4 protein-coding genes are annotated in these 3,381 nt (G+C 41.6%); 2 read left to right on the top strand and 2 right to left on the bottom strand.

The features are described from left to right. Window positions 1-895: DUF3413 domain-containing protein (locus AB4653_RS17975; RefSeq protein ID WP_372104898.1), on the bottom strand; the 895-nt coding region annotated here is incomplete at its 3' end. A 27-nt stretch (window positions 896-922) separates the two neighbouring features. Then, window positions 923-1,150, bottom strand: a complete 228-nt coding sequence (locus AB4653_RS17970; protein WP_004734063.1) for a YejL family protein — start codon at window positions 1,148-1,150, stop codon at window positions 923-925. A gap of 84 nt (window positions 1,151-1,234) precedes the next feature. Here AB4653_RS17970 and yejK point away from each other — a divergent pair, with 84 nt between their 5' ends. Both yejK and AB4653_RS17960 read left to right on the top strand, forming a co-directional pair. Beyond that, window positions 1,235-2,239, top strand: a complete 1,005-nt coding sequence (gene yejK / locus AB4653_RS17965) for a nucleoid-associated protein YejK (RefSeq protein WP_009848690.1) — start codon at window positions 1,235-1,237, stop codon at window positions 2,237-2,239. A gap of 96 nt (window positions 2,240-2,335) precedes the next feature. Further along, window positions 2,336-3,381, top strand: a 1,046-nt coding sequence (locus tag AB4653_RS17960) for an Hpt domain-containing protein (protein ID WP_372104896.1), incomplete at its 3' end; no start/stop codon positions are given.

The raw sequence follows: 3,381 nt of genomic DNA, 5'->3' as shown, positions 1-3,381 counted from the left end.
TACTTGAACTGTAGTGATTGGTGAAGTTGATCGATTGTTGTGCATAGGCATAGCTGCTTGGCATCGCAGTGCTATTGAGTGCATCAGCGCGAAGATTATTCACACTCACAAGTAGAATATTAAGATCAGCACTGCGGCGGTTGTATTGAATTTTTTCTAGCGGGTAGCTAACTAAGTTTACGTTCTCTTGGTTCGCTTCTAAACGCTGCAAATACTCTTCACGGTCTAATAGACCATGCTTTTCCATAAAGCTTTTTGCTGTCATAGGATAAGACAGTGGGAAATTCGCTTTCTGGCTTGTAATTGGGTTGTAGAAATACGCATCAGCCCACATGTAGGTCAAGTGGCTGCTGATGAAACACAAGAAGAAGACGGCAGTAATAGGACGGCCAATGTGTTTATGAGACAGTTTACGTTGCTTACGCCAAACCCACTCAGACAGACCTAGCTGCAATAAGAAGATTAGTGGCATTACAATGAAGAGGTGCTGCAAATCAGAAGTGAGTGCAGACTCCTCTCCACTGAATAAAACCTCCCACACGACAGGTGTCAGGTGGAGGTTTATATTTTGATACGTTTGGGTATCAATCAGTAGGACAGTTAAACCTATGGTTGCGAAGATAACGGCAACCAAACGTAATAACTTCCTCGACGGAAGAATAAAAGTGAGTGGGAACAGCACTAATAGATAGAGCGCGAACACCAAAAATCCAAAATGACCAACCCATGATGCAGCCAAATAGAATTGACCCAATAGGGTTTCCGGCCAAGCAGATTGAGTAATATAACGAGTACCAATCAACATCGCAGCAATGATGTTGAAAAATGCAAACCAGTGGCCCCAACCTACCAGTCGAGATACACGATCGCTATATGAGTTTGCGCTGTCTACCATTTATAATTCTTTTTCCGTCAATCAAACTTAGTGAGACTTTTTATCTTCAAGAGAAGAAATTAAAGCTTCGGCAAATTTTTCAGCAATTCCTTTGCGTTGTGAAGCAGCAACGTTCTGATTTAAGACATTGGTTGCGATATTTCCAGCGATCATCAATGAAAGCTCAGGTGAAGCTTTGTGCTTAGTCAGTACAGCACCTACTTCAGCTAGGATTTTTTCAACTTGATCATCTGTGTATTTAGATATAATCGGCATAAGGACTCTAATAATGATAGTAAAAGCGGCTTATGATAACCTACTATGCACAACAACTGAAACCTGAACGGTAATATTTTCGCTATGAGCCTTCACCTTTCCAACGTAATTTTACACCAGCTAAGCAAGAACGATCAGGAAGAGCTGATTGTTAACTATCGTGCTGAATCTCTAGAAAACGATACTGCATCTGAAAACCTAGTCGCTGAACTTCACCGAGTTTTTAATTCAAAAGCAGGTAAAGGATTTGGTTCTTTCAAATCCGACAGCGAATTCCAGCAGTCGTTGCATGAATTTCGAGCTGGAGAACAAAGTTTTTATGATTTCTCTCAAAAAAGTGCGCTACGTCTAAAAGATGAGCTTTCAAAGTATCCTTTTGCTGATGAAGGCACTTTGGTACTGGCTGAATATCAATCACTGGCGACAGACTACCTTTTCATCGGACTACTGCCTTCTAACCAAAGTTTGAAAGTGACCGAAGGGCTAGATATTAGTGCGACGGATTACCTGGATATCTCGAAGATGGATATTGTTGCGCGCCTTGATCTTTCAACATACGACACAGACAAAGAGTCAAACCGTTACCTTACTTATATTAAAGGGCGCGTTGGTCGTAAAGTCGCTGACTTCTTCTTAGACTTCCTTCAAGCAGAAGTAGGCTTGGATGCTAAGCAGCAAAACCAAGTATTGATGCAAGCGGTAGAAGACTTTGTTTCTGACTCTAAGTTAGAGAAAGAGGAAGCGATCAGCTATAAAAAACAAGTTGCGGATTACTGTAACGAACAGCTTAAAGCGGGTGATGAAGTTCAAGTTCGTGAACTTTCTGGAGAATTGCCAGCAAGCACAGATGGTACAAGCTTCTTTGACTATACTAGTGAGCAAGGTTATGAGTTAGAAGACAGCTTCCCAGCAGACCGCGCAACTATGCGTAAACTAACAAAATTTGTTGGTGCTGGTGGCGGTTTGAATGTTAGTTTTGATAGTCTGCTTTTAGGTGAGCGTATCTTCTACGATCCAGAGACAGACACGCTAACCATTAAAGGGACGCCACCGAACTTACGTGATCAACTGACTCGCAATAAGTCATAGTACGAAGTTATTAGGTAGCATGCGACAGCAGGTTGTTGTCGCTTGTTTATGTTTAGCAACATAATGGTTTAGAGTTCGCATGAACAAGGAATATCGATGGAACAATCAGTAGCAAAGCCCAATCGCTTTAAAAGACCCGCAACTTTTTTGGTTGCACTCTTGGCTCTGTGGCTACTTCCTTCACTGGCTCTCCTTAATCTAAGCCGTTCTTACTCTCACTCGCTCGCTCAAATTGAAGAACTCGGTATTCGCGTTAATGAATTGAGGCAATCGCTTTATTTCTCTGAGCCGCTGCGAGTCTCTCGCATTAATGATTTAGCACTCGATGCTCAATTGGTTTATTCGATCCGACTGCAGATAGAATCTGATTTCCAACACGCCTTGTTTCGTCCTGATGTGAACCAACTGCTTTACGTTGCCGATCAATTTTTAGAAAAATTTGATGAATTCATTCCGATAGAAAGTCAGGTGCAAGATATCGTCGATAACATCAAAGTGTTACGCACAGATACACAACTTTCCCCTAAGTTAAAGCCGCTACTCAACGAATTTGGTGTCGTCGTTTTTGAAGCGATGTATTCCGATAACCAAAGTTCATCAGCAACTTATCGCGCCTTTGATTCTATACTTGAAAAATCTTATTCATTAAAATCCGAAGAGCAAGATGCACTCCAACAATTACTGGCTGATGCTTCAGCATTGCTGAGTGATTACGCTCAGCTCAATTATTTAGTCGATAAAATTAAGAAGAATTCAGTAAACGAACAGATCATTAAACTTGAAGCTGAGTTCCATGAACGTCAATACAACCTATTATTGATCATGCTAGGGTTAAGCTTAGTGGCAATGATTGCGTTAGTGTTGTGGAGTGTTAGGTCCCAAAAATCGATGAAAGAAGTAGACCAAGAACTCAGACCGGAACCAGTCATCGATTCAAGTCAGGACGATGCTCTCTCTACTTCCAACAAAGATACGTCTTCTCGTAACAATACGTCTTCTCGTAACGATACTGCTGCTCGCAATAATATTGTTTCTCACAGCGATATTGCTTCTTCCGCGGTGACGCCACCAAGTAATCCCCCATCAGTATTAGATATTACGCCAGCGAGTCAACATTCTGATATCCAACCACAGCAGAGTGT

This window comes from Vibrio sp. 10N.222.48.A3 (assembly GCF_041475345.1).
In the GTDB taxonomy this organism is placed as follows: domain Bacteria; phylum Pseudomonadota; class Gammaproteobacteria; order Enterobacterales; family Vibrionaceae; genus Vibrio; species Vibrio tasmaniensis_A.
This window is presented reverse-complemented; position numbering and strand designations above follow the sequence as displayed.

Coding starts and splice junctions, on each gene's coding strand:
- AB4653_RS17970 (WP_004734063.1), bottom strand. CDS start 1,150: ATGCCGATTATATCTAAATACACAGATGATCAAGTTGAAAAAATCCTA.
- yejK (WP_009848690.1), top strand. CDS start 1,235: ATGAGCCTTCACCTTTCCAACGTAATTTTACACCAGCTAAGCAAGAAC.